At 38.6% G+C, this 24,866-nt stretch carries 25 protein-coding genes and 1 pseudogene; 18 read left to right on the top strand and 8 right to left on the bottom strand.

The annotated features are described in order from the left end of the window. Positions 1 to 25: 25 nt before the first annotated feature. Entirely contained in the window at positions 26 to 229 is a 204-nt protein-coding gene (locus tag LZ575_RS22805) for a hypothetical protein (protein WP_255702970.1), read from the bottom strand. 56 nt (positions 230 to 285) lie between these two features. Further along, a complete protein-coding gene (locus LZ575_RS22800; protein ID WP_255702672.1) occupies positions 286 to 510 on the bottom strand; it encodes an alpha-glucuronidase family glycosyl hydrolase in 225 nt (74 codons plus the stop codon). Positions 511 to 1,043: 533 nt separating this feature from the next. On the opposite strand from LZ575_RS22800, the gene uxaC reads away from it, so the two are divergent. The 9 genes and pseudogenes from uxaC (at position 1,044) to LZ575_RS24385 (ending at position 6,761) form a co-directional block, all read left to right on the top strand. After that, positions 1,044 to 2,471: a glucuronate isomerase gene (uxaC, locus tag LZ575_RS18055; protein WP_235326245.1), complete on the top strand. Its 1,428-nt coding sequence runs from the start codon at positions 1,044 to 1,046 to the stop codon at positions 2,469 to 2,471. Between the two features lies 1 nt (position 2,472). Further along, a complete protein-coding gene (locus tag LZ575_RS18050) occupies positions 2,473 to 3,297 on the top strand; it encodes a sugar kinase (RefSeq protein WP_235326243.1) in 825 nt (274 codons plus the stop codon). A 4-nt stretch (positions 3,298 to 3,301) separates the two neighbouring features. Further along, entirely contained in the window at positions 3,302 to 3,472 is a 171-nt protein-coding gene (locus LZ575_RS18045; protein WP_235326241.1) for a hypothetical protein, read from the top strand. A gap of 5 nt (positions 3,473 to 3,477) precedes the next feature. Continuing rightward, positions 3,478 to 4,149 (top strand): bifunctional 4-hydroxy-2-oxoglutarate aldolase/2-dehydro-3-deoxy-phosphogluconate aldolase, encoded by a 672-nt coding sequence (locus LZ575_RS18040; RefSeq protein ID WP_235326239.1) that lies wholly within the window; start codon positions 3,478 to 3,480, stop codon positions 4,147 to 4,149. Continuing rightward, complete coding sequence (locus LZ575_RS18035) at positions 4,146 to 5,120, top strand: TRAP transporter substrate-binding protein (RefSeq protein WP_235326237.1); 975 nt, start codon at positions 4,146 to 4,148, stop codon at positions 5,118 to 5,120. Before LZ575_RS18040 ends, LZ575_RS18035 begins: the two co-directional genes overlap by 4 nt. Next, on the top strand, positions 5,120 to 5,596 hold the full coding sequence (locus tag LZ575_RS18030) for a TRAP transporter small permease (RefSeq protein WP_235326235.1): 477 nt from the start codon (positions 5,120 to 5,122) through the stop codon (positions 5,594 to 5,596). The genes LZ575_RS18035 and LZ575_RS18030 overlap by 1 nt, the downstream gene beginning before the upstream one ends. Further along, positions 5,596 to 5,757 (top strand): hypothetical protein, encoded by a 162-nt coding sequence (locus LZ575_RS24395; RefSeq protein WP_409187174.1) that lies wholly within the window; start codon positions 5,596 to 5,598, stop codon positions 5,755 to 5,757. The genes LZ575_RS18030 and LZ575_RS24395 overlap by 1 nt, the downstream gene beginning before the upstream one ends. 49 nt (positions 5,758 to 5,806) lie before the next feature. Further along, positions 5,807 to 6,052, top strand: a complete 246-nt coding sequence (locus LZ575_RS24390; RefSeq protein WP_409187173.1) for a TRAP transporter large permease subunit — start codon at positions 5,807 to 5,809, stop codon at positions 6,050 to 6,052. Further along, positions 6,052 to 6,761, top strand: a pseudogene (locus tag LZ575_RS24385) (TRAP transporter large permease subunit). Before LZ575_RS24390 ends, LZ575_RS24385 begins: the two are co-directional and overlap by 1 nt. A gap of 121 nt (positions 6,762 to 6,882) precedes the next feature. Here the strand turns inward: LZ575_RS24385 and LZ575_RS18020 are convergent. After that, the gene (locus tag LZ575_RS18020; protein ID WP_235326233.1) at positions 6,883 to 7,914 is read right to left on the bottom strand and encodes a LacI family DNA-binding transcriptional regulator; all 1,032 of its coding nucleotides are present in this window, start codon (positions 7,912 to 7,914) and stop codon (positions 6,883 to 6,885) included. 122 nt (positions 7,915 to 8,036) lie between these two features. Then, positions 8,037 to 8,756 carry an NrtR DNA-binding winged helix domain-containing protein gene (locus tag LZ575_RS18015; RefSeq protein WP_235326231.1) on the bottom strand — a complete coding sequence of 240 codons (720 nt, stop codon included), beginning with the start codon at positions 8,754 to 8,756 and terminating at the stop codon, positions 8,037 to 8,039. 173 nt (positions 8,757 to 8,929) lie between these two features. Between LZ575_RS18015 and xylE the strand changes: the two genes are divergently transcribed. The 5 genes from xylE to LZ575_RS23965 all read left to right on the top strand — a co-directional run bounded on the left by xylE (position 8,930) and on the right by LZ575_RS23965 (position 15,040). Continuing rightward, complete coding sequence (gene xylE / locus LZ575_RS18010) at positions 8,930 to 10,549, top strand: D-xylose transporter XylE (protein WP_235326229.1); 1,620 nt, start codon at positions 8,930 to 8,932, stop codon at positions 10,547 to 10,549. A 15-nt stretch (positions 10,550 to 10,564) separates the two neighbouring features. Next, positions 10,565 to 12,058, top strand: a complete 1,494-nt coding sequence (locus LZ575_RS18005; protein WP_235326227.1) for a xylulokinase — start codon at positions 10,565 to 10,567, stop codon at positions 12,056 to 12,058. A gap of 2 nt (positions 12,059 to 12,060) precedes the next feature. Further along, positions 12,061 to 13,374 carry a xylose isomerase gene (gene xylA, locus LZ575_RS18000; protein ID WP_235326225.1) on the top strand — a complete coding sequence of 438 codons (1,314 nt, stop codon included), beginning with the start codon at positions 12,061 to 12,063 and terminating at the stop codon, positions 13,372 to 13,374. Positions 13,375 to 13,908: 534 nt separating this feature from the next. Beyond that, positions 13,909 to 14,898, top strand: a complete 990-nt coding sequence (locus LZ575_RS17995; protein WP_311195852.1) for a family 43 glycosylhydrolase — start codon at positions 13,909 to 13,911, stop codon at positions 14,896 to 14,898. Then, positions 14,858 to 15,040 carry a hypothetical protein gene (locus LZ575_RS23965; protein WP_311195850.1) on the top strand — a complete coding sequence of 61 codons (183 nt, stop codon included), beginning with the start codon at positions 14,858 to 14,860 and terminating at the stop codon, positions 15,038 to 15,040. The genes LZ575_RS17995 and LZ575_RS23965 overlap by 41 nt, the downstream gene beginning before the upstream one ends. Positions 15,041 to 15,461: 421 nt before the next feature. Here the strand turns inward: LZ575_RS23965 and LZ575_RS17990 are convergent, their stop codons facing one another. After that, positions 15,462 to 17,606: a thioredoxin domain-containing protein gene (locus LZ575_RS17990; RefSeq protein ID WP_235326223.1), complete on the bottom strand. Its 2,145-nt coding sequence runs from the start codon at positions 17,604 to 17,606 to the stop codon at positions 15,462 to 15,464. Between the two features lie 176 nt (positions 17,607 to 17,782). Here LZ575_RS17990 and LZ575_RS17985 point away from each other — a divergent pair, with 176 nt between their 5' ends. From LZ575_RS17985 to LZ575_RS17970, 4 genes are all read left to right on the top strand, one after another. Then, positions 17,783 to 18,226: a hypothetical protein gene (locus LZ575_RS17985; protein WP_235326221.1), complete on the top strand. Its 444-nt coding sequence runs from the start codon at positions 17,783 to 17,785 to the stop codon at positions 18,224 to 18,226. A gap of 71 nt (positions 18,227 to 18,297) precedes the next feature. Further along, on the top strand, positions 18,298 to 18,453 hold the full coding sequence (locus LZ575_RS17980) for a hypothetical protein (protein WP_235326219.1): 156 nt from the start codon (positions 18,298 to 18,300) through the stop codon (positions 18,451 to 18,453). After that, positions 18,443 to 19,132, top strand: a complete 690-nt coding sequence (locus tag LZ575_RS17975) for a hypothetical protein (RefSeq protein WP_235326217.1) — start codon at positions 18,443 to 18,445, stop codon at positions 19,130 to 19,132. The genes LZ575_RS17980 and LZ575_RS17975 overlap by 11 nt, the downstream gene beginning before the upstream one ends. 22 nt (positions 19,133 to 19,154) lie before the next feature. Then, positions 19,155 to 19,922 (top strand): ThuA domain-containing protein, encoded by a 768-nt coding sequence (locus tag LZ575_RS17970; RefSeq protein ID WP_235326215.1) that lies wholly within the window; start codon positions 19,155 to 19,157, stop codon positions 19,920 to 19,922. Positions 19,923 to 20,294: 372 nt separating this feature from the next. Here the strand turns inward: LZ575_RS17970 and LZ575_RS17965 are convergent, their stop codons facing one another. Genes LZ575_RS17965 through LZ575_RS17955 form a run of 3 tightly spaced genes read right to left on the bottom strand, consistent with a single transcriptional unit; the run spans position 20,295 to position 24,761 of the window. After that, a complete protein-coding gene (locus LZ575_RS17965) occupies positions 20,295 to 21,761 on the bottom strand; it encodes a RagB/SusD family nutrient uptake outer membrane protein (protein ID WP_235326213.1) in 1,467 nt (488 codons plus the stop codon). An 11-nt stretch (positions 21,762 to 21,772) separates the two neighbouring features. Beyond that, a complete protein-coding gene (locus LZ575_RS17960) occupies positions 21,773 to 24,334 on the bottom strand; it encodes a SusC/RagA family TonB-linked outer membrane protein (RefSeq protein ID WP_235326211.1) in 2,562 nt (853 codons plus the stop codon). Continuing rightward, positions 24,300 to 24,761, bottom strand: a complete 462-nt coding sequence (locus LZ575_RS17955) for a carboxypeptidase-like regulatory domain-containing protein (RefSeq protein WP_235326209.1) — start codon at positions 24,759 to 24,761, stop codon at positions 24,300 to 24,302. The genes LZ575_RS17960 and LZ575_RS17955 overlap by 35 nt, the downstream gene beginning before the upstream one ends. Between the last annotated feature and the right edge of the window lie 105 nt (positions 24,762 to 24,866).

Below are 24,866 nucleotides of genomic sequence, written 5' to 3'. Positions count from 1 at the left end.
TGGTGCCAGTCCCAAATTGAGAAACCTAAGCATAACCCCTTTCCACAGTCCTATCCAGGTTATCCCAATGATTGAGAACCCTTAATTGGATTTTTGGGGAGTCCCGTATATTTAATGCTGTAATACTATTTTGCAACTGCATTTCCTTAATAAACCTAAAGGTACCATAAAGTACTCCAACATTAGTATTACGAGTAACTACGGTAATGGGCGAATCCCTGTAGGAAATACTTTTAACTATAAAACCTTCTTCATTTATTTCGGAAAAACTTTTTTCGAGAAGATCTATAATTCCTGCTTAAGTAGAAATTCTTTTGTTCCCAGTACTACAGAATTTGGCCTAATATCGGGTAGGGATCTAAGGTCCTTTTGTAATAAACCCATATAAGCTCTACTTATCTCCCCGGATGCCACTTCAAGAGTTGGGCTGTCACCAAAAACTTTTAAGTTCTGCAGGACCTTTAAATAGTCTTTCCTGGTTCCAGAATCTTCAATTTTATCATACTGCAACCAGAGATCATATCCTTCCTGTGCTTAAGCAATATCCCTGGCGATCCACAAATAATAAGGGCTGCAAGGAGTATTTTTTTTATCATAATAGGGTACTAATTAGAGGTTACGCATCTACATTTAAAATGTTGCGGAAGGAAAATTAGGCAAAAATAAAATAGCTTCAAAATATATTGCGCAATCGGTTGCGTTTAATTTAAATTTATGTTTAATTTGTTAAGCTTATCTCCTCCAAATGATTATCAAAATACAAATGCTCTTTACCCTATTATGTCTTATGAAAAGAGCTATATTCAGGGTCGTTTTTAAAATGATCCCTATAACATTACACGGTTATCCAGATGCACGAAAAAATACTTTAGTTAGAAATTTTAAAAATATTAACCAGAGGTTCTACCCGGGAGAAAGATTTATGAGTCTTAATTATACTTTACCTATAATTTTAATTAATAAAATACTTCCCCAAAATCCTGTTATTCCTGAAATTTTTTCCCAAATAACCTCATTTAAAATAGCCAACCAAACCTGAATAAATGAAAAATTTTATAGATGAAGATTTCCTTTTGGAAACTGAGGCTGCAAAAACGCTGTATCACCAATATGCCAAACACCTCCCGATAATTGATTACCACTGCCATTTACCAGTAAAAGATATAGCTACTGATCGAAATTTTCAAAACCTTACTGAGCTTTGGATAGAGGGTGATCATTATAAATGGCGGGCAATGAGAACATTGGGGATTCCAGAAAAATATATTACAGGCGACAGCACAGCTGAGGAAAAATTCGAGAAATGGGCTGAAACCATACCATACACCTTTAGAAATCCTCTCTATCATTGGACACACCTGGAACTTCAGCGGTATTTTGGAATTACAGAAATCCTGAGCCCTTCCAATGCCCGAAAAATATTTAATCAATGTAATTCCCTTCTCTCGACTCCTGCTTACTCCACCCGAAATTTGCTCCGCAAAATGGAGGTGAAGGTGGTTTGCACGACCGATGACCCTGCAGATGATCTTGAATACCACCGCCAAATAGCTGAAGATAATTTTGAAATTCAAATCCTTCCCACCTTTAGGCCGGACGGGCTGTTGAACATTGAAAGTAAAGAGTTCAATAATTATTTAAAAGAAATAGAGCAAAAGACAGGAATAGCAATTACAACAATCCAATCTTTCCTGAAGGCAGTAGAAGCCAGAGTTGAACATTTCCATGAGCACGGCTGCAGACTCTCTGACCATGGTCTTGAATTTACTCCGGCTGAAGATTTTACTGATGAACAATTGAATGACATCCTTCAGAAAAAATTAGATAACAGTGAACTTAATACTGAAGAAGTACTGGTTTTTAAATCTGGTTTAATGTTCCATTTGGGTAAATTTTATGCTCTAAGGAACTGGTCAATGCAATTACACCTGGGACCCATTAGGGATACTAATTCCCGCATGTTAAATGATCTGGGTGCTAATGCCGGAGTAGATAGCATTGGGGATTTCCCGCAGGCAAAGACCCTGGCAAAATTTCTAAATTCTCTGGATCAAATAAAATCCCTTCCTAAAACCATATTATACAATGTTAACCCTGCAGAAAATGAAGTAATGGCATCAATGGCAGGAAATTTTATGGGAGACACTCCCAAGGGGAAGATCCAGCACGGTGCAGCCTGGTGGTTTTTGGATCAAAAAGATGGTATTGAAAAACATCTTAATACGATTTCAAATATGGGATTGATAAGTTGTTTTGTGGGAATGTTAACCGATAGCAGGAGTTTTCTATCGGTTCCCAGACATGAATACTTTAGAAGAATTTTGTGTAATTTGTTCGGGAATGATATAGAGAAGCAAGAACTTCCTGCAAATTTTGAATGGATTGGCAAAATTATTCAGGATATATGCTATCACAATGCTAAGGAATATTTTCAATTTCCTGAATTGGTAAAACTGGAAAAACAACAGTAATATGCAAAAACTTGTAAGCCTTGGCGAAATTCTAATGCGGTTAACCTGTGAAAATTATTTAAGGTTTTCACAAGCAGAAAAGTTGGAAGTTGGCTATGGTGGCAGTGAAGCAAACGTATTAATTTCAGCTGCAAATTTTGGAAAACCCAGTGAATTTGTATCTGTTCTTCCTAATAATGATCTTGGAAAAGCAGCAGTCGCAGACCTTATACTCAATGATGTTGGCACTACAAATATCATTTATAGAGGAGAAAAGCTTGGGTCTTATTTTATGGAAAGGGGCGCAATTAACCGCTCTGGAAAAATTATTTATGACCGGGCCTATTCTGCCTTTTCTGAAATTCAAAGGGAATGGTTTAACTGGAGGGAAATTTTAAAGGACTGTGATTGGTTTCATTGGTCTGGCATTACTCCTGCCGTTTCTAAAAATGCAGCAGATGTTTGCCGGGATGCTATAAAAACTGCAGCCGAAATGGGAATCACTATATCTGCAGATCTTAACTATCGTGCTAACCTTTGGCAGTATGATGTAGATCCACAGGAAATAATGACAGAATTTGTGCAGCAGAGCCATATCCTCCTGGCAGGAAATTTTCCCTGTGAGAAATTTTTTGCTCTTCAAACAGAAGGGTTAAACAACGAAGAACTAACTAAGCTTTTAATTGACAAATTCCCGAATTTAGAAAAGATTGTCGTTACCAACAGAAAAGAAATCAATGCATCCCACCATACCTGGTCAGCATTTCTATTTAGTAATTCCAAAGGATACACTTCAGATACTTATGAGATCTTCCCAATTGTAGACCGGGTAGGCACTAAGCGATAGTTTCATGGGTGCACTTATTTATGGTCTTCAAAGCTTTGACGAGCAAAAAGCCCTAGAATTTGCCACTGCCGCATCCAGTCTTAAACATACAATCCAGGGTGATTTCAATCGCGTAAGTAAGGATGAAGTGCTTGGGGTTGTAAAAGGCGAAAGATCGGGTAGAATTAGTAGATAAATATTATGAGAAAACATTCAAGACCAGAGATAGCTACAAAATTAAAAGAAACGGGATTAGTTCCACTTTTTTACCATGCCAATTCACAAATTGTAAAAGATGTTGTGCTTGCCTGCTATAAAGGGGGAGCAAGATTTTTTGAGTTCACCAACAGAGGCGAATTTGCACACGAAGTTTTTGCTGAAGTAATAAGGTATTCACGTAAACACTGCCCCGAAATGATCCTTGGAGTAGGATCTGTAACAGATGCTGCTTCGGCTTCTTTGTATATGTCATTAGGTGCAGAATTTGTTGTTAGTCCGGTACTTAGGGAAGATGTTGCAAAGGTATGTAACCGCAGAAAAATACATTACCTGCCGGGTTGTGGTTCGCTAAATGAAATTTCCATTGCTGAAGAATTAGGTTGTGAAATTATTAAACTATTTCCCGCTGCCGTATATGGACCACAATTCGTGAAGGCAGTGAAAGGACCTCAACCCTGGACATCCCTTATGCCAAGTGGGGGTGTATCTCCAGACAGGGAGAATCTTAAAAACTGGTTTGATTCCGGAGTATTTTGTGTGGGAATGGGATCTTCTTTAATAACCAAAAGTTTAATTGAACAGGGAGATTATAGTGCTCTTGAAAAAAACGTGTCAAATGTTCTGAAGATAATTTCTGAAGTTAGGAACGAATGAAAAAACGGCTGACGCTTATCTTTCTTGTTTTATCCTGCTTCTCCTGTCAAAAGGAAAATGAGACAAAATTCCTTAAACTGGGGCATAGCCTGGGATTGTCTCACCCTGTTCACATAGCAATGGAATTTTTTGCAAAAAGGGTGCGTGAGAAGTCGGGAGGAAAGTTAATTATAGAAATTTATCCCAGCGGTCAATTGGGAGGAGAAAGAGAAAGCCTGGAACTTTTACAAATTGGCAGCCTGGCTATGACCAAAGTTTCTTCTGCCGTAATGGAAAATTTTTCTCCTAAACTACAGGTTTTTGGTTATCCTTATTTGTTCAGAGACAAAGAACACAGATACCAATTGTACGATAGCGAGCTTGGACAGGAACTGTTAGCTGAAGGAAAACAATACTGGCTTAAAGGTCTTACTTATTTTGATGCAGGCAGCAGGTCATTTTATACTAAAAACACAAAGATCACAAGACCTGAAAATCTTGAAGGTTTAAAAATTAGGGTAATGGAGAGTCCCACTGCCATTAATCTTGTGAAAACATTGGGAGGTTCACCTACCCCTGTGTCCTGGGGAGAACTCTACACCTCCCTGCAACAAGGAGTGGTTGATGGAGCTGAAAACAATCTCCCGAGTTTCTATTCCTCCAGGCACTACGAAATTGCCAAGGAATTTTCTGTAGATGAACATACCTCTATTCCTGACATTCTTGTAATAAGTACTCTAATATATGATAGCCTTACCACCGATGAACAAAAGTGGCTACAGGAAAGTGCCCGGGAAGCTGCTATAAAACAAAGGGAACTTTGGGAAGAAGCAGAGACAGAAGCTTTAAAAGAAATTACAGCAGCAGGAGTGAACATTACCTATCCAAATAAGGGGCTTTTCAGGGAAAAAAGTCTGGTTCTTATAGAAGATCTCAAAACCAGGGACAAAGCTTTGTATCAATTAGTACAGGAAATTAAAGAATTGAATTAATGCGGAAGAATCTAAATCTATTGCTGGAATGGATCGTGGTTATTCTATTAATCGTAATGTTGCTAAGTGTTCTTTGGGGCGTATTGACACGTTATATTTACGACGACCAAAGTACCTGGACAGATGAGCTTGCCAGGTTTATGCTTATTTGGGTAAGTATCCTTGGAGCCGCCTATGTTTCCGGTAAAAATGCCCATATAGCAATTGATCTCTTACCAGCAACCTTTTCAAAAAAGAAAAAGTTTTTACTGGATATTATGACCAGTATTATTATCACAGTATTTGTTTTTGTAACCTTTCTCGTAGGAGGACTGCGTTATATATATATTTCTTTTAAGCTGGGACAAACTTCAGCTGCTCTTGAAATCCCTATGGGTTATGTTTACCTCGTACTCCCTGTTGCAGGAGCTTTAATTATTTACTTTAAAATTTTGGCCATCCTGGATGCCCGTAAAGCTCTAAAACTTATTGACTAATGGAAATTTTTATGCTTATAGTAATTTTCATTGTTCTAGTAGGGATACGTGTTCCAATTGCCTGGAGTATAGGAATTGCCTCACTGTTTACCATTTTGTTCAGCATAGATTCAATTGCGGCTTTTACGACTATTTCCCAACGTGTAGTCACTAAGCCTTGACAGCTTTTCTCTTCTTGCTATTCCGTTTTTCATTCTCGCTGGACATATTATGAACAGCGGTGGAATTGCAAAACGCCTTATAGAATTTGCGAAATCGCTGGTAGGCTCCCTCCCTGGCGGTCTGGCCCATGTGAATATAGTTGCAGCCATGATGTTTGGAGCTATTGCAGGCTCTGCAGGTGCGGCAGCCGCAGCAATAGGCAGTTTTATGTCTGAGAGAATGGAGAAAGAAGGCTATACCAGGGAGTACGGGGTAGCAGTAAATGTTACAGCAGCAACTACCGGGCTTTATTAATTCCGCCAAGTAATATCTTCATTATATACTCCCTTGCCAGTGGTGGGGTAAGTATTGGAGCTTTATTTCTTGCTGGATATATACCCGGAATATTAACAGGATTAATTTTAATGATCATCGCTCTCATTTGGGCTCGAAAAAAGGATTTCCAACTTCTAAAAGAAGTTCAGCCGCACATATTTTTAAGTCTTTTCTTGATGCACTTCCCAGTTTGCTACTTTTGATCATTATTATTGGAGGAATAGTAGGCGGAATTTTCACTGCTACCGAAGCTTCTTCAGTAGCAGTAATTTACTGTCTCCTGTTGGCATTTTTGTATAAAGAATTGAACCTGAAAAATCTAAAAGTTGTTTTGGTTCAATCAGTTGGTACCATTTCCCTGGTAATGCTTTTAATCGCCATGTCCATCGCTATGTCCTGGGTAATGTCTTATGAAAACATTCCGCAGGAAGTCACTTCTGCATTGTTGTCTTTTAGTGACAATCCTATAGTTGTAATGATTCTTATAAATCTAATTCTTTTATTTATTGGGATTTTTATGGATATGACCCCCGCTGTTTTAATTTTTACTCCCATTTTTCTACCTGTAGCTGTAGCCATGGGAATTGACCCGGTACATTTTGGAGTAATAATGGTGTTAAACTTATGCATTGGGTTATGCACTCCTCCTGTGGGAGCAGTACTATTTATTGGAGTTGGGGTTGCTTAAGCACAACTATACAAAAAGTGGTAAAACCTTTATTACCTCTTTTTGCAGGAATGTTAGTTTCGTTAATTCTGGTGATACTTTTCCCTGCGCTAAGCTTGTGGTTACCCAAAGTTTTTGGGTTTTAGGAAGGTTTCCTTCTGCTGGAATCCCTAACAATAACTTCTGTGTCGAGCATTGTAATTTCAGAAATACTGGATCCTAAATTGTCCCTTGAATGCTCTAATATTTTTTGAGCAGAGAGCTCTCCCATTTTACGGGCAGGATGAGAAACTGTTGAAAGAGAAGGCTCTACGATGGAGGTGACAGGATCATCATTAAAACCAATAATTGCAAGATCCTGTGGAATTCGAATCCCTTTTTGTTTAGCCAATAAGATAGCACCAACTGCAGCAGTATCATTAGCTGAAAAGAGCCCGTTAGGTGGACGTTCCATATTTAAAAGATTTTCCATAGCTTCACTGCCTTCTTCTAAACTCAGAGTCTTTAATTTGATAATTAAACTCTCATCGACTTCCAAACCACTCTCCTGTAGTGCATCTACATATCCCTTTTTCCGGAGTTTGTAAACCTCTACGTGTTGGGCTCCGGCAAAATGAGCAATTCGGGTACAGCCTTGTTCTATTAAGTGTTTTGCTGCCCGGTATCCCGCAGCATAATTATCAATGATGACCCGGTAAGAATTAAATTCCTTAGGAACCCTATCTACAAAAACAACCGGAATATTCTTTTCTAAAAACTGCTTAAAGTGGCTTGTGTCTTTTGTTTCCATTGCTAAGGAAACTATTAACCCCCCTACCCTACTATCATATAGAGCTTTAGCATTATTTACCTCATTTTCATAACTCTCATTTGACTGGCTTATAAGAACGTTATAATTGCCCCTTCTTGCAGCATCCTCTATACCGCTAATAAGAGTAGACATAAAGGGACTATTGATCCTTGCGATCATTATTCCAATGGTCTTGCTCTTGTTGCTGCGCAGGCTAGCTGCAAGGGTATTGGGACGGTATCCTAAACGTGCAGCCGTTTTCTGCACTTCTTTAGTGGTTTTTTTTCCAATACTCTTGTGATTATTTAGTGCCCGGGAAATTGTAGAAGGAGAAAAATTCAGCTCTTTTGCCAAATCATAAATAGTAACTTCCTTTTTCTTCATGGAAAAGTTATTGAAAGTAGCTCTAGGCTGAGATAAATTAAATTAGAAGATTAAAAATAAACATTTTCGATCAATGTAGGGCACTATTTTTAATTAACTTCTTCCACTTTTCCTAAATTTTTTTAAAACTCAAAGTTAAAACCTCGCTTAGTTAATTTTTTATAGATCTCCTCATCAAACTTATAAAGCTTTGCTGCCCGATGTGAGACATCTTTCTGCTTTTCATTTACGTCAACGAGTAATTTCATTCGTAAAAACTTCCTTCTAAAGTTAGGCTTATCCATCTCTATGCCCAGAATACGTTCATAAAGTTGCATGAGTTGCAGGAGAGTAAATTTTTCGGGCAAAAGACTAAAACCAATTGGAGCCTGTCTTACTTTTTTCCTTAGATTTTCCAGACTATACTCCAGGATTTCAGTGTGATCATAAATCAACTCAGGAGCATCTTTTATGTTGAACCATTTGGCTTCAGAAGCAGTGAAACCTGCCCTTGCGGGATACTCCTCTCTCTTAACCAGCGCATAGTAGGCTACGGTAATTACTCTCCCTAAAGGAAAACGATCCGGCTCTCCAAAAGCTTTTAACTGCTCTAAATAAATATTCTCAAGTCCTGCGACTTCCCGCAATAACCTGTGAGCAGCAGCATCAATCCCTTCTTTTTCCTGTATCCACCCTCCCGGAAGTCCCCATTTTCCCTGACTTATTCCCTGTGCATGCTTCACCAAAAGCACCTCAAGCTCTCCATTTTCAAACCCAAATATGGTACAATCTATAGTTATTGAACCCATTCCTTCAGGATTTAATAACATACCTGATTCTATATTTAAATAACCTCTGTTCATTCCAGTTTATAACCAATTTACACTCAGGATAAATTTTTTCTTCCGCTATCTTTTAAGATAAAACTAATCCACAGGATTAATTTTAATATTCCTTTAATATTAGCATCAATTAATTGCTAAATTAAAAATAAATATTTAAACTTGTGGTCATAGTAACCATAAGGATATTGATAATGGCAGAACCTCAAACTTTTAACAGTAAATACATTGTGTTGATTACCGTTGTTGCCAGTCTTGGCGGCCTCCTTTTTGGCTATGATACGGCGGTAATCTCAGGCGCCGTAGGGGCTCTTAATAATTTTTTTATAAGAAGCCTTGAACAGGATCCTCAACTGGCCCTTCAGGCAATTTTGGAATTTAAAATAATCATAAGTATTTGTATCCTGGCAATAGGTATACTTTTCGCTTCCTTCATTCTTAAATTCTTTAAACGAGGAACAGCTATAGGAATTATCGCTCTTATACTACTCCTTGGAGGTGCAATTTATTATTTCCAGTTCCTCACACTTCCAGGCGTACTAACCGAAAATTTAAAAAATTCCATTTTAGGGTTTATGGTAAGCAGTGCCCTGGTAGGGTGTATAATTGGAGCTGCATTAGGTGATAAAACAGCTAACTCTATTGGTAGGAGGAACGGGCTTTTACTTGCAGCCTTTCTTTTTCTATTATCAGCCGTTGGTTCAGCCTATCCCGATGGGATGAATTTTTTCTTTGGAAGTTCTCTCTCCTCCTTTATCCTGTATAGAATTGTTGGAGGAATTGGGGTGGGACTCGCCAGTATGCTTGCCCCCTTATACATTGCCGAAATGGCCCCTGCGAAAATTCGCGGAAAACTTGTTTCTTTTTATCAGCTCGCAATCGTTACAGGTATGATGGTAGTATACTTCGTTAACTATTTTATTGTGCAGGGGCAAAGTGAGGAATGGATAGATGCGACAGGCTGGCGTCAAATGTTCCTTTCAGAAAGTATTCCATCTTTTCTGTTTTTTATATGCTTGCTTCTGGTTCCAAAAACTCCCAGATTTCAGGTAATGAAGGGCAAGGATGAAGAAGCTATGAAGGTTTTAAATAAACTTAATCCTCCTGAAAATGCCCGGAATATACTTAGGGATATAAAAGCCTCTTTCAGCGTAAAAAAAGCACACTGGCTGGCATTTGGATGGGGAGTAGTTGTAATTGGTCTGCTACTTTCAGTTTTTCAGCAGTTTGTAGGTATTAATGTAGTACTGTATTACGCGCCTGAAATATTCCGCGGTATGGGAATGGAAACCGATGCTTCCTTGCTGCAAACCATTATTGTGGGGGCGATCAATATGATCTTTACTGTAGTGGCCATTTTTAGTGTGGACAATTTTGGCCGTAAAAAATTGATGATGATTGGTAGTGCTGTAATGGCTTTTAGTATGATTGGCCTTGGCTTTGCTTTATATACCGGGAATACTGGTATGCTTGCATTATTGCTTATGCTGTTATATATCGCCGCTTTTGCTATGTCCTGGGGCCCGGTGGTATGGGTTTTACTTTCAGAAATTTTCCCTAATTCCATTAAAGGGGTAATGGCGGTTGCAGTAGCTGTACAATGGCTGGCAAATTTACTTGTTTCCTGGACCTTCCCTATGATGAACAACAACAGCTTCCTTGTAGAGACCTTCAACCAGGGATTTCCATACTGGATTTATGGTGGCATGGCTGTACTCTCGGGATTATTTATCTGGAAATTTGTTCCTGAGACAAAAGGAAGAACTCTGGAAGATATGGAAGAGATCTGGAGGGGTAATAAGGAAATTGAATAATTAAAATTAAATTTTATGTACTTCTTAGGGATAGATCTTGGTAGCTCTTCAATTAAATTATCAATTTTAGATGGGGATAAGGGCTTAAGCATATGTTCGGTTAAAGTTCCGGAAAATGAAATGGAAATTCAAGCCCCCAGGTTTGGTTGGGCAGAGCAGGATCCCAACATGTGGTGGGAATATGTGAAACAGGGATTTGGACTGCTTAAAGAAAAGAACAATATAGATCTCAAAAAAATAAAGGGAATAGGAATAGCTTATCAAATGCACGGACTGGTGCTTACTGATGATAAACTAAACCCGGTACGTCCATCGATAATTTGGTGCGATAGCAGGGCGGTGGAAATTGGAAATAAGGTATACCAGGCTATAGGAGCTGAAGTTTGCCAGAGCCAGATCTTAGGGAGCCCAGGAAATTTTACAGCATCAAAGCTTAAATGGGTAAAAGATAACGAGCCGGAAGTTTTTAAAAAGGCTTCATTTATGATGCTCCCCGGCGACTTTATTGCCGCAAAACTATCGGGAGTTCCTCAAATAAGTACTTCAGGATTATCTGAAGCAGCATTATGGGATTTTTCTAAAGGTAAAATTGCCTCACAGGTTTTAGATCAAATGGAGATTTCCATAGATCTTATTCCTGAGGTTGTTCCCAACTTTGGCCATCAGGCAACAGTTAGTGCTGAAATGGCTGCAGAATTAGGCCTTGCTTCCGAAGTTAAAATTACTTATCGCGCAGGAGATCAACCAAATAATGCTTTTTCCCTGAATGTTCTTAAAAGCGGGGATATCGCCACCACGGCAGGTACTTCTGCAGTAATGTATGCTGTTACTGATGAAAATACAGGCGATGCACAAAACAGAATTAATACTTTTTTACACGTTAACGACACAGAACTTCAAAAATCTAACGGTGTCCTGCTTTGTATTAATGGATCAGGAATCACCTATCAATGGCTTAGAAAATTACTATCCTATGGCCGGGAGGAAATGGTTTCTTATGAAAAATTAAATGCCGAGGCTTCAAAAGTAGATCCCGGAAGTGATGGTTTAAGATTCTATCCTTTTGGAAATGGAGTTGAAAGAATTTTTAATAATAAAGAAGTGAATTCCGGAATTGAAAATCTTAACTTCAACATACATAAACCCGCACACCTGGTAAGATCTGCCTGTGAGGGAATTGTATTTGCCATGAATTACGGCTTTGAAGTAATGAAGTCTCTCGGGGCAACCGGGCAGGTTATCAGGGCAGGAAAGGAAAATCTATTTTTAAGCCCGGTCTTCAGGGAAATTTTCACCAGTACCACTCAAACAACTTTAGAACTTTACAATACATCGGGATCTGAAGGCGCTGCCAGGGGTGCAGCTTATGGTTATGGATTTTATTCCCAATTCGAAGAAGCCTTTAATAGCTTAAAGTGTCTTGATACTATTGAGCCACAAAAGGAGCTCTCTTTACAGTACCAGGAAATTTACGAAGAATGGAAAGCAAATATTAAAATAAAACAATGATCATGGAGAACAAATTTTTTAAAAACGTAGAAAAAGTCAAGTTTGAAGGGAAAGGGAGTAACAATCCTTTAGCTTTTAAATATTACGATGAGAATAAAGTAGTTGCAGGTAAAACCCTGAAGGAGCATACGCGGTTTGCGATGGCCTACTGGCATACCTTAAACAATACAGGATCAGATCCTTTTGGAGGACCTACTGAAGTTTTTGAATGGGATAAGAGCAGTGACGCAATCACCAGGGCCAAAGACAAAATGGATGCGGCTTTCGAATTTATTCAAAAACTTGGACTGGAATTCTATTGTTTCCATGACGTTGATGTAGTAGATGATGCTCCCACGCTGGGAGAATTTGAGAAGAGGTTGCAAACAATGGTGGATTACGCCAAGCAAAAACAACAGGAAACGGGAATAAAATTATTGTGGGGAACATCAAACCTTTTCAGTAATACCCGATACATGAATGGAGCCGCTACCAATCCCAATTTTGATGTACTGGCTTATGCCGGGGCACAGGCTAAAATTGCCATAGATGCTACTATTGCCCTTGGAGGTGAAAATTACGTTTTCTGGGGTGGCCGTGAAGGTTATATGAGCCTTTTAAATACAGATATGAAACGCGAGCAGGATCATCTTGGAAGATTTTTAAATACCTGTAAAGATTATGCACGTAGCCAGGGCTTTAAAGGAAATTTCCTTATCGAGCCTAAACCTATGGAACCTACCAAGCACCAGTATGATTATGATGCAGCTACTTCCCTGGCTTTTATCAATAAATACGGTCTTGAAAATGATTTCAAATTAAACCTTGAGGTGAACCATGCTACCCTTGCAGGTCATACTTTTGAACATGAATTACAGGTAGCCGTTGATGCGGGAATGTTGGGTAGTATAGATGCAAACAGAGGTGACTATCAAAATGGCTGGGATACAGACCAGTTTCCTATAGATGTTTTTGAGATCACCCAGGCTATGCTCATCATCCTTGAAGGAGGAGGAATTCAGGGTGGTGGTATTAATTTCGATGCCAAAGTAAGAAGGAATTCAACAGATCTTGAAGATAAGTTTATTGCCCATGTAGTAGGTATGGATACCTTTGCACGCGGACTTATAGCAGCTGATAATATTCTTCAAAATTCCAATTATAAGGAATTACGAAGAAAGCGTTATGAATCCTTTGACAGCGGTAATGGTGCTAAGTTTGAAAAAGGAGAACTTTCCCTGGAAGAACTGAGCAAGATCGCAAAAGATGGCGGAGAGCCAAGACAAATAAGCGGACAGCAGGAGCTATTCGAACAAATTGTTGCCAATTCTTTTTAAAATTTTATATGACCAAAGATGAAAGCGGTACATTTTAAAGGAAAAAGGTGTGTACCGCTTCATTTTTTATTTTCTGAATAAACTCCAATTACTTGAAAGCTACTTTTATATTTGGAGATCTACTGCCTCGTCTTTTTTACACCTCAGTTCATTTGGCTGAAGAAAGTAGGTGAAACACGCTTTTTTTATAAAGGTTGACCCTCCAGTCCTGCGGTAGCTTACTAAGTGGCTTTAAATAGTTTTAAAGAGCCACAGTTACTCATTCATGGGTTCTTTTTACTACAAGCTGCTTCACATCAATCTGATATTAAACAGAGATAATTTTTCAAACTAATACTCACACAATCGGTTGCTTTAAAAAAACCAGAAATAAGTTTAAAATATTGTCATTTGGGGATACAAACCACTCATATCATTGCTGTTAACATATTAAAAAAATAAAATTTACACGAATACGATTGATAAAAAATACCTATTTTTAGCATAGTAACCATCTTTTATAACAAACATTCCTAATTATTTAATTTAACTTAAATGGAAAAGAAAAAAACTCCCTTTTACAAATCCGCTTTGTTCACCTTGTCAATTCTTGCAATTACAGGTTGCAAAAATGAAAATAATTCAAGCCAGACCGAAGGAGCTCCAGAAGACACCACAAATCTTTCTAACGATACCCTACCCAAATTCGCTTCGGAACCCTTAGTGACAGATAATTATACAGCCGATCCATCGGCCCACGTATTTGATGGAAAAATATATATCTATCCTTCTCATGACTGGGATTCAGGTATTCCTGAAGATGACACTGGAGCTCACTTTGATATGAAAGATTATCACGTATACTCTATGGACAGTATTGGAGGAAAAGTAACAGATCACGGGGTGGTACTTGATGTAAAAGATGTTGCCTGGGCTAAACGACAAATGTGGGCTCCAGATGCAGCAGAAAAAAATGGCAAATACTATCTTTATTTTCCCGCAAAAGATGAAAAGGATATCTTTAGAATTGGCGTTGCAACAAGTGACTCTCCTGCAGGACCGTTTACTGCTCAAAAAGAACCAATAGCAAAAAGTTATAGTATAGATCCCGCAGTTTATAAAGATACAGATGGGAAATATTACATGTACCTGGGCGGTATATGGGGTGGCCAGCTGCAACGGTACCGTAATAATGAATATCAGGGCGAAGAAGATGTTTATCCAGCAGATGATGAACCTGCCCTAAGTCCCAAAGTGGCCCGCATGAGTGATGATATGCTCGGTTTTGCTGAAGAACTGCGGGATGTACAAATTTTGGATAAGGACGGAAATCCTCTAAGCACAGGAGATAATGAAAGAAGATTTTTTGAAGCCGCGTGGGTACATAAATATAACGACACCTATTATTTCTCATACTCAACAGGTGATACACATAATATTGCTTATGCCACTAAGCGACAGCCCCTATGGCCCATTTACTTATCAGGGGGTAATATTAGAACCCGTGCTTGGCTGGACCAATCACCATTCAATTGTAGAATTTGAAGGTAAATGGTATCTCTTCTACCATGACAGTTCACTTTCAGGAGGTAAGACCTATTTAAGAAGTATGAAAATGGCAGAACTACAACATAAGGAAGACGGTAGTATAGAAACTATTACTTCCTATGCAAATGATAATCAATAGCTTAAAAGTGTCTTTATAAAGGGTCTATTTGATTCTATATAAGGACACTTTTTCGATTTCCGGTTTTGGCAGGTGAAATACCAAATCTAAAACAGAAGGGAATGATCCTTCAGCAAAATTGAGAGTGGAAGGAATGGGAATAGCTCCCTCAGAAGAAGTCTTATCCTTTTCCCTTAGAAGCACTTCCCCAGAACAATGATCTGGTAGAAATATCTGTCTAAAAATTAAAGCTGATAAAGCAAATGTTTTATCAGCTTTGTTTTTTTAAAAATGTTTAATAATACCAAATTCAGCCAGACAGGAACCACATTTAATTTAACAAGCGATTGCGGGGAGTTCAGAGATTATAAGCATCGTTACAGTTACCCCTTTTAATCCCGAAAACTTTTAAAAAAAACTCTCTCCTTGGAAAAAGAAGAAATTAGTTCCAAATGTTTGTACTTTCTTCCCTGCCACTATGGTACTTTCCTATAATTTCTATGGCTTCTTCTGCTAAACTCACAGGGTATTTGCACGTTTTATTCTGACATACGTAGATCAAGGTTTCCCCCTCTACAAGTTTATTCTCGAGGAGTGGTAAATTTTCTTCATTGCCTCCCATAAAAATAGAGGTAGGCAAGTACTCGTTTTGAACCTGAAAATTCTTTTGTTGGGCACTATGTCCTACAATGGCAATTTCATACGCACCAAAAGCATTTGTACCCATTAACTTTGTCCAATTCGCGTAAAAAGAAGGGTCTTCCATTGTGAGATCATACATTTGGCTCATCATTTTCTCACTCATCTTTAAGTATTCTTCCTGTTCCAAAAGTGTCCCCAGGATAAAAAGATTTTTCGCCATAACAGAATTAGATGAGGGAATTACGTTATCATCCAATTCCATTTTTTGCGCAACCAGGTTGTTATTGGTTTTTGAAGTATAATAAAACATTCCGCTTGTGTCATCCCTAAAATTGCTGATAGCATAATCGACAATTTTGTTCGCCTTTGTAAGCCACTCCTTTTCCAGAGTGATTTGGTAAAGATGAATATATGCCTGGCTAAGCATTGCATAATCATCGAGAAAAGCAGCAATCCTGCCTTTCCCATCTTTATAACTCCTCCATAAACTACTATCCGGACTAAGCATTTTTTCGTTTAGGAAATTAGCACCATCTATTGCCCTTTGAAGATATTCGGGATTATTAAGAGCTAAAAAGGCCTCCAAATATGCTTCGATCATTAGGGCATTCCATGAGGTTAGAGATTTATCATCCACACTGGGCTGTATTCTGGTTTGTCGTTGTTTCAAAAGCTTTTTTCGGGCCTCATTGAGAGAAGTTTGGAGCTTGCTGTAATCCACACCTTCGCGACGTGCAAATTCTTCCATCGAGGATTTTCGAAAAAGTATATTTTTCCCTCTTTCCCAGTTTCCGTAGGGTTCAATATTGAAATAGTTAGTAACCAAATCAATTTCAGAAGGAGCTAAAGTATTGCGCAGTTCTTCCAAAGACCAAACGTAATATTTTCCTTCTTCACCATCTGTATCGGCATTTAAAGAAGAGTAGAAACCACCTTCATTATTTGACAGTTCCCGTTCTACGAATTGAATGGTTTCGACTATAACATTTTTATATTCTTCTGATGGAATAACTTTATACGCTTTAGAGTATAAGCTTATTAATTGGGCGTTATCGTAAAGCATCTTTTCGAAATGCGGAATCAACCAATCGGGATCTGTGGTGTATCTTGAAAAACCGCCACCTAACTGATCGTAAATTCCTCCCCTGGCAAGATTATCAAGCGTTGTCTTAACCATTTCCAGGGCTTTTTCGTTTTCGGTAAGATAGTAATACTGTAGAAGTGCATCCCAGCTTACGGGTAATGGAAACTTCTCCTCACCCCTGTAACCCCCTTTTGCAGTGTCAAACTTTGGCTCCCACGCTTCCATTAAAGCAATATAATCATCCTTGGAAATCTTATTTTGCTTCATTCCAAGATCCCCCAGTTTGTTTGTACTCTTAATTCCTTCAGTTAAAGCATTTGCGGTCTTAATTAAGGGCTCCTTATTTTCTTTATAAGCTTTAGCAATTTGGGTTAAAATGTTTTTCCATTCTTCAGGTGGAAAATATGTTCCTGCGAAAAAGGGCTTCCCATTTGGAAGAGTTACTGCATTCAATGGCCAGCCCCCACTACCGTTTAATAACTGTGCTGCATTCATATAAATTTTATCAATATCTGGTCGCTCTTCACGATCAATCTTTATAGAAACGAAATCACGATTCATGATTTTTGCTACACTTGAATCCATAAAACTTTCCCTTTCCATGACATGGCACCAGTGACAGGAAGCATAACCAACACTAATGATAATAGGTTTATCTTCTTCCCTGGCTTTTTCCAGAGCTTCAGGCCCCCATTCATACCAGTCTACAGGATTATCTGCGTGCTCTTGTAAGTAAGGACTATTAGCACGTGCGAGACGGTTTCCTTTGGTAAGTTCTTTCTCTGTTTCGTTTTTACACCCGGCTAACGTGCAAAGGGTGAGGATTAAAAACGGTAAAATAAATTTTATCTTAAATGCCACTGAATTAGGAGATCAAATTGAAGTTTAAAGATAGGGGAATTTCATAAAATTAATTTAAATTTAAGGAAACCGATTGCGTTCATGAAGTTTAAATATTGATTTATCCGAAATAACCACCCACCCAAAGATTAATCGAGAGTAAACTGATTTTTACACGCAGAAAATTAAATTTTTCAATGATAAGAATACATTATTTCCTGATACTTTTTCTAATTGGTACCTTCCAGTCCTTCTCTCAGCCTTCGCAAAAATTCAGGGATAGTATAAATAGGCTAAGCAGCGAAGATCATAAATTAATGATGGAAAAGCTGAACATTAGTGAATTGCGGTCGGGTCCATCTGGTAATCCCGAAGCTCCAAACGCAGCAAATTCTGATGAGACAAAAGCTTCTCCCTACGATAGCCTGCCGGATCCTTTAGTTTTTAAAGATGGTTCAAAAGTAAAAACTCCCAGGGATTGGGAACGAAGGAGGGCCGAAATTAAAGAAGATTTTGACAGAGAGGTTTATGGACGGGTTCCCGCAGAGCTTCCTGAGGTACACTGGATAGTGACTAAGCAGAAAAGATACAGTTATTGGGGGGCATCCTGTAACGCAGAAAGAATTATTGGGACGGGTTGACAATTCAATTTATCAAGAAATAAAAGTTGAAATTGAACTAACTCTCACCACTCCCGCAACAGCAAATAAACTTGTGCTTAGTTATAATGGAATTTGGATGGAACTGGCCTTCCCACATACCCCGGACTGTTCCTGAAGGTAAATCCTGGCAGGAACAGTTACTTGAAAAAGGCTGGGGCTATGCAATCCTGATTCCTACCAGTTACCAGGCAGACAATGGTGCTTAGTCTAAGGGAAGGAATTATAGGACTTGTAAATAAAGGACAGCCAAGAAAACTGGATGACTGGGGAACGCTTCGAGCCTGGGCATGGGGAGCAAGCAGAGCTCTGGATTATTTTGAAACTGATCCCGATGTAGATGAAGACCGGGTGGGAATAGAAGGTTTATCCAGGTACGGAAAAGCTGCTATTGTGACCTATGCCTATGATCCTCGTTTCGCAATTGGATTTATAGGTTCCTCGGGAGCAGGTGGGACAAAAATATTAAGACGGGAGTATGGGGAGCAGGTAGAAAACCTGGCCTCTTCTGCCGAATATCACTGGTTTGCTCCAAATTTCATAAAATATGCCGGACCTCTTACACCTAACGATCTGCTTAGAGTTGATGCCCATCAACTCATAGCAATGGCCGCGCCACGGCCAGTATTTATTAGTTCCGGAGATCCCGAGGTAGAAGGAAAATGGATAGATGCCAAAGGAATGTTCCTGAGCAATGTACATGCTGCTCCTGTATATAAACTTCTTGGGAAAAATGGAATGGGAACTACAGAATATCCTACTGATCATAAAGCTCTTCTGGAAGGCGATATAGCATTTCGGGAGCACAGAGGTGGTCATACAGTGGTGCCTAACTGGCCTTATTTCATTGAATTTGCATGTAAATACTTTACTAATAAAGAAAAATAGTCACACCCCATAACCAAAGATTGTGAGATACCTCCTTATATTTTTCACTCTGCTTCTAGCAAATAAAACACCTGCGCAAAATCAGTTTAACGTTTTTCTTTTCACTAAAACTGCCGGATGGCATCACGAATCTATAAATGAAGGAGTTACAGCTTTAAGGTCTATGGCTAAAAGACATAAATTTGATCTGCAATGGCACGAAGACGCCTCAAGGTTTAATGATGATTTTCTTCAACAGTTCGATGTTATTGTTTTTTTAAACACTTCCGAAGACATTTTAAATGAAGAGCAACAAGCTGCTTTTCAAAAATTTATTCAATCGGGAAAAGGTTTTGTGGGTGTACACAGTGCCTCCAATACAGAATATGAATGGCCCTGGTATAACCAACTGGTTGGGAAAATGTTTCATATTCATCCATTGGAACAAACTGCAATGGTAGATGTAATAGATACTAATTTCCCTGGTATGGAGATTTTCCCAAAACGCTTTCTTTGGACCGACGAATGGTATGAATTTCTTCCGGAAGAATATTCCAGCCACCTGAACATATTGCTAAGTGTTGATGAGGATTCATACAATCCCGAAGTTCAGTGGGAAGAGAAAAAAGGCAAAAGGATGGGCGATCATCCAATTGCCTGGTATCAATATTTTGACAACGGAAGATCTTTCTATACCGGATTAGGTCATATAGCAGAAATATACCAAAATCCCTGGTTTCTGCACCATCTTTATGGAGGTATTTACTGGGCTGCTACAGGTAAAGGAATTAAAGATGATTCCCGAAATTAAAAAGCAATTAAAGTAAAAGTACTCTCAAAATTCTAAATCCAAATATCTTACACTAAAAGTCGCATTTCTATTTCACTTCTTGTGTATGCCGGGGATCGCTCCAGGCAGTAAAATTTAAACCCTCACCAAGGCCATTTTTATAAATAAAGCGTAGCCAGCCGTCCGGCTTATAAAGTTAATACTATGCGCATTTAGTCAATAATTAATTTGTAGATCTTGAGTCGGGAACTATCATTTAGACAGAGCCGGAAGTTAAATAGAGTAAAAATCAGCTTTAATTGTAGCAAAATTATCCATCGGGATAGAATGTTCCAGACAAAAAAAGACCCTTTCAAATTATGAAAGGGTCTTAATTATCTTATTTAAAAATGTTTAGTAACCAGGATTCTGGTCCTCCTGTCCTATGCTTTCATTTGCAGCAATCTCGTCATTTGGAATTGGCCAGATCTCATTCTTTCCAGCCTGGAAACCATATTCTGAAAGATAATCTGCCGCAAGTTCCCATCTAACAAGGTCAGGGAAACGTACTTGTTCTCCCGCGAGCTCCACCATTCTTTCGTGTACTATAGCAGTGAAAACTTTATCCTGGGAAAGATCCATAGAAAGTGGTTGCAAATCTGCTCTCTCTCTTACTTCGTTAATGTATTCTATAGCTTGTTCCGGGTTACCCAGTGCGTTTTCAGCTTCAGCCATCATTAAAAGAACATCAGCATATCGTATTACTTTAAAGTTAATTCCGGAAGCCATATCCTCATTAACATCTTTGTAATAATTTTGATATTTTCTCCAGGCCGCGCTTCTATCGTTAGGAATAGATTCTATAACCCCACCTGCAAAAGTATCTCCAACAGTATAAAAGGTCTCATCAAATCTAATATCTCCATCTTCATATTCACTAAGAAGATCTTCTGAAGGATAAACATTGAACCAATCATTAAATCCATACTCCTGACCGCGGAAGGTAACTTCATTTGCACCTTCTCCTGATGCATTGGAATTCCAGACAGCAGAGTTTCCTAAATCATCATCGTAGTTTACTTCAAAAATAGATTCCGGTCCAAACTCATCTTCTTCTCTAAAATTTGCATAGTAATCTTCTTCAAGAGAATAATCTCCATAGATATTACTAAAAGCATCAAGAGCCTCCTGGTATTGCTCTCTATATAGATGTGTTTTACCTAATAAGGCATAAGCAGCACCCTGAGTAGCTCTACCATTTTCGGTACGGCCTCTTTCCCATAGAGACTCGCTTGCATCATTTAAATCCTTTACGATTTGATCATAGACATCTTCCTTGGGAGAACGAGGGAAACCAGATCCATCTTCGGGAATTACAGTGATCAAAGGAACATCGCCAAAACGGGTAACCAAAAGAAAATAATAAAACGCCCTCATAAATTTAGCTTCTCCAACAAACCTGGCTTTTTTATCATCACTTAAAAGAGAAGAAGGAATTTCATTAATTCTTTCTTCATTATTGATAACAAAATTGGCTTTGTTTATCCCACGGTAACAGGAATCCCAGTACCAGCTAATAGGAGGATGACTCGCATCAAAGGAATACTCAAGAAAAGCTCTTTTATCAGCCTCCAATTGAGAGTTTCCTGCATTTTCATGAGACATATTATCCATGGCAAAGAAATAAATCCTTGTATACAATCCTATTGTCTGCATATTAGCATAGATGGCATTCACAGCAGACTGCACCTGAGTCTCTGTCCTAAAATAAGTTTCAGGAGAAAGACCGCTGGGGTTGCTTAGCTCAAAATCTTCTTCATCACATCCATTTACTGTGAACAATGCGACAAAGACCATTAAAATTATTTTTATTTTTTTCATAAATTATTTTTTTAAAATCCTAATTGAAGACCCAATGTAATAGAAGTAGGCTGCGGATACAAACCTCTATCTATACCTATAGCTCCTGTACCCTGGAGTAAAACATTATCAACACCAATCTCGGGATCTAACCCTGAATAGTCAGTTAACGTAATCAAATTTTGACCGCTTAAATAAATTCTCAAATTAGAAAGTGATTCTCCAAATACAGCTTCGTCAAAAGTATATCCAATATTCAAGTTCTTCAATCTGGTATAAGAACCATCTTCTATAAAACGATCTGAAGCATTAAGATTTTGAGGCGCACCCAGGGCTCTTGGAATTGTGTTTGACGTTCCTTCTCCTGTCCATCTGTCCAGCACAGCCACTCCACTGTTAAACAACCTTGGCATACCTTCAAGGTCATAAAGATTGGTATTATAAATATCCTGGCCATAAGCTCCCTGAATGAACAGGGAAATGTCGAAGTTACCATATTGAGCACTTAAATTAAGTCCCATTGTAAGTGTAGGGTATGGATTTCCTATTACTGTTTTGTCTGCTGCATTTATATCACCATCTCCGTTAATGTCCACAAATCGAATATCTCCCGGTTGCACCACTGTTTGATCGGGATTCGCAGTATATACTGCATCCACTTCTGCCTGATTTTGGAAGATCCCATCAGTTCTTAAACCATAAAAGTGAAATAAAGCTTCTCCCGGAGCGATCCTTGTTAAATTCTCATTTTCGAAAAATCCACTCTGGACCTGAGTTAAATTTCCAATTGATAACACCTCATTTTTACTGGTTCCCAAATTTAGATTGGCAGACCAGGTAAAATCCCCTTCAAAATCATTATAGCCAAAGTCAGCTTCAAAACCTTTAGTCTCCACAGATCCTACATTAGAAGCTATTGTAGGACGATTATAACCTAATGTTGGTGGAAGAGGCAAGTCAAATAGAAGATCATCACTACGATTAATATAATACTCCACGGATAGGGTAAACGCATTGTTCCATACTCCTAAATCCACTCCAATATTTTTCATTGTCACCTCTTCCCATTTAAGGTTTGGATTAGCAAGTCCTTCGGCAGTAGTTCCCTGAAAAGCTGCGCCTCCAAAAGGGTATATAAAACTTGTAACTAATGTTGAAGAATAAAGATAATTTCCTATTTGATCATTTCCGGTTGTACCCCAGCTACCTCTAATTTTTAAATTGTTAATTTCTGAATCTTCCATAAAACTCTCCTTTGCCACATTCCATCCTGCAGCCACAGACCAGAAACTACCCCAGCGGTTATTGGCACCAAAACGGGTAGATGCATCCTTACGATAAGAACCCGCTAAAAGATATTTTTGGTCAAAGTTGTAATTTAACCGACCTAAAAATCCTACTCTTCTATATTCTGAAGACGCTGAAGATAATCCAGGCTGATTTAAAGAAACTTCTTCTACATCATCAGTAATAGGGTTCTGGCTACTTGCATCCAGGCTTTCACTATCAATTCTTTGATCTTCAGCTAAAGCCAAAATTTCAAAATTGTGTAAATCTGCAACATCAAATTTGTAGGTAAGGCTATTTGTAAGAGTAAGAGATTGGTTTGTACCACTGTTTTTGGTGATCTGTGCAAAACCAGATTGATGTGTGGCTCCGCTGCTGTCATCGTTATAAGAAGGTATGAAACTATCATTATTAAATTTGTAATAATCCAAACCTGCCTGGCTCCTAAAAGTAAGACCATCGATTATTTCATATTCTGCAAAAAGACTTCCTAAAACAGTCAGACCTTTATTTAGAGCATTACCTAAAGTTTGTACCCTTACAGGGTTCGCAGCATCCTGACCATCCAATGCAGAATTTGGCCCCTGGAAACCGCCTCTGTTATCAGGATTGTAAACCTGTAAGTAAGGTGCAGATTTAATAGCATGTTCTATAATTGACCTTCCACCATCAGCTCGTTCAGGATTTTGTGCTGTAAAAGAAACATTCAAGGTTTGGCCGAAGCTAAGTTTTCCAAAATTTACATTGCTATTAGATCTAAAATTAAATCTCTCAAATTCTGTTTCAATAACAGCTCCCTCCTGATTAAGGTAACCCCCTGAAAACCTGAAATTACTACTTTCATTACCTCCTGAAAAACCGAGGGTAATACTTTTTAAGATACCCGTTCTAAATATTTCATCCTGCCAGTCGGTTTCATTATCAATAAAATCAGCATATTCTGGATTGGTAAGACGTTCAGGATCAGTGTCTGTAATCTCTCTTGCGTACTGTATATACTGTTCCCGGTTTAATAAATCAAATCGGTTACTATTAAAATTAACACCTGAATAAAGGTCTAGGCTTAGCTGGGCTTTTTGAGATGCTTTTCCCGACTTTGTTGTAACCAGTACTACTCCATTCGCTCCTCTCGAGCCGTAAACAGCAGTAGTAGAAGCATCTTTTAATACCTGAATGTTCTCAATATCATTTGGATTAAGACTACCTAGTCCACCCGCTATAACACCATCAATAACATATAATGGGTCATTATTATTAGGGGAGGCAAGTCCTCTAATTCTTACTGCTAAGCGTGTTACCCGGAGCACCGGAGTTGATTACAGTCACACCAGAAGCTCTTCCCTGTAAAGCCTGCTCTGCAGTGGCAACAGGTAAACTGTTGATCTCATCGGCATCAATAGATGAAATAGCTCCCGTAACCTCAGCTCTTGACTGGGTACCGTAACCTACCACTATAACATCGTCCAATGCCTCTGCACTGGCAACCATATTAACGTCAATAACAGATCGGCCATTTATTGCCACTTCTCTTGTTTCATAGCTAATATAGCTAAAGACAAGCCTGGAATCGGGCCCTAGATCTTCATTCACCTGCAGTGAATAATTTCCATCAAAATCTGTTGTAGTACCTACCGTTGTCCCTTCCAGAATCACATTCACTCCGGGAAGCGGCCCATTTGCATCAGTAACTGTCCCAGTTATAACCTGTTGTGCCGAAAGGAATCCAAAACACATAAAGCATAGGAAAAACAGACTACTCTTAAAGTAATTTACCCTCATATTAAAAATTGTATTGTTAGTTAAGGTTAAATGTATAAAAAACATTTCCATTACGCAATC

Origin of the sequence: Antarcticibacterium sp. 1MA-6-2 (assembly GCF_021535135.1) — a bacterium.
Classification (GTDB): domain Bacteria; phylum Bacteroidota; class Bacteroidia; order Flavobacteriales; family Flavobacteriaceae; genus Gillisia.
This window is presented reverse-complemented; position numbering and strand designations above follow the sequence as displayed.